Origin of the sequence: Scandinavium sp. M-37 (assembly GCF_043558715.1) — a bacterium.
In the GTDB taxonomy this organism is placed as follows: domain Bacteria; phylum Pseudomonadota; class Gammaproteobacteria; order Enterobacterales; family Enterobacteriaceae; genus Scandinavium; species Scandinavium vulneris_A.
On sequence record NZ_JBIGIN010000130.1, the window covers coordinates 1 to 357 of the forward strand.

Annotated in this window: 1 protein-coding gene; it reads right to left on the reverse strand. The window is 59.9% G+C overall.

Features of this window, described 5'->3' with window-relative positions:
- Positions 1 to 357, reverse strand: a 357-nt coding sequence (locus ACG0Z5_RS24035) for a hypothetical protein (RefSeq protein ID WP_394451700.1), incomplete at both ends; no start/stop codon positions are given.

Consider the following 357-nt stretch of genomic DNA (forward strand, 5'->3'; position numbering starts at 1 on the left):
CCCTGCCTGCAGGCCCTGACCACCCTTAAACTGATAGCTCCAGGTCCCGTCCTCACCCACTTCTACGGTGCCAATGGTGTAAGTCTTGTGACTCACCGGCCCGTACATTTTGATGACGATGTGGCTGCCCGGCTCACCGGTGCCGGTCAGCAGCGGCTGCCTGTCATCGGTTTTCCCGCCATTGAGCACGTCTGTCTGGTAATCCCCGACGTTATCCACAATTGCGGTCAGCACCGGGGTGGCAACCACTGTGTCCACGGTCAGGACAAAGCCGTCCGTTGAGGCGCTTTCACCTGCCGCATTCATCGCGGTCGCGCTCAGATTGTGCGCCCCTTCAGACAGGTCAGTGTTAGGCGT